The organism is Mesorhizobium sp. M8A.F.Ca.ET.207.01.1.1 (genome assembly GCF_004794715.1).
GTDB lineage: Bacteria > Pseudomonadota > Alphaproteobacteria > Rhizobiales > Rhizobiaceae > Mesorhizobium.
Genome location: NZ_SRUS01000275.1, coordinates 1 through 346 on the forward strand (window position 1 = coordinate 1; position 346 = coordinate 346).

The 346-nt window shown below is 67.9% G+C and carries 1 pseudogene; it reads right to left on the reverse strand.

What is annotated here, in order from left to right:
* Positions 1–7 precede the first annotated feature (7 nt).
* Positions 8–346 (reverse strand): annotated as a pseudogene (locus tag EN850_RS34515) (hypothetical protein); the annotation flags it as partial.

The following is a 346-nucleotide window of genomic DNA, read 5'->3' on the forward strand; positions in this document are numbered from 1 at the left end:
CCGGGGTTCAATGTCCGGGCATGGCGATTTCGGCTGCCGCGGACCTGTCGGTCAGAAGCCGTGCCTCGTTGAAATCCAGAGGCCGCTGGCCCTTGCCGTCGTGGTAGACGAATGCCAGGTGCCGCCGGTGCGACGTCAGCTTCGCGGGCAGCGGGTTGTAGGCCACGCCGGCGCCGCCGATCAGCGGCATCACGGCACCGACATCGACGATATCCTGTGTCTCGACCCGCAGCAGGTGCAGCCGCCTGCCGTCGGCGGTTTCGCCGAGGAAAGGAATGCCGGCGAGCCGCAGGAAGCTGGATGGATCGGGTGCCCGCGCGAACCCGTCGAGAAAGGCCGTCTCGAC